This is a genomic window from Oleiphilus sp. HI0132 (genome assembly GCF_001635845.1).
The window spans coordinates 1-561 of sequence record NZ_LWGJ01000777.1 but is presented as its reverse complement, the minus strand read 5'-3'; the positions used below and the strand labels follow the sequence as shown (position 1 = coordinate 561).

The window sequence follows — 561 nt, the reverse complement described above, 5'->3', positions numbered from 1 at the left end:
TTATCAAATATTGTGTTCTGGCTATTGGCCATTTCTACATTACTATTGTTTAGGTAGGTGAGGATGTATAGGTCGAGCTGGTCTCCGAAGGCTCCGTATAAGCCTCGCGTTAAATTGGTTGGTTGTGGAAAGTGAGGTTTCCAGTTGGTCGCTCGAGTTGTATCGAGTGTTAGGCCATTTAGTGTTTTTGGTAGCTTAGGTTGGCTTACCTGGTATTCTCTATTTTCTGGTGGGCTAAGTGCTAGTTGGGAAATGATTAGTAAAACTGTGCAAGCTGTTAACGAGAGAATTTGTTGTTTCAATGGCTGCGATGTATCTTGTTTTACAGGTGACTCTTGTTCGCCTTCTGCATCGAAGTGGCGGTCGATGAAAAACCATGGAAGCATCACGGCACCGAACACAATCCACCCTAAAGTATCATGGTCTTCCATTAAAGGGTGGCTAACGCCCTCATAATAGGCGATGAGTAATAGAATGAAGACCCGAATCCAGTTTCCGATCATTGCAAGTGTTGCGGCAATCGCAAGGCTTATCAATGCATGACGAAAACGTCTTCTATTA

General features: G+C 43.7%; 1 protein-coding gene. It reads right to left on the bottom strand.

Annotation, left to right across the window (positions count from 1 at the left end):
• On the bottom strand, positions 1 to 561 hold a 561-nt coding region (locus A3766_RS09140; RefSeq protein WP_197479466.1), incomplete at both ends, for an archaeosortase/exosortase family protein.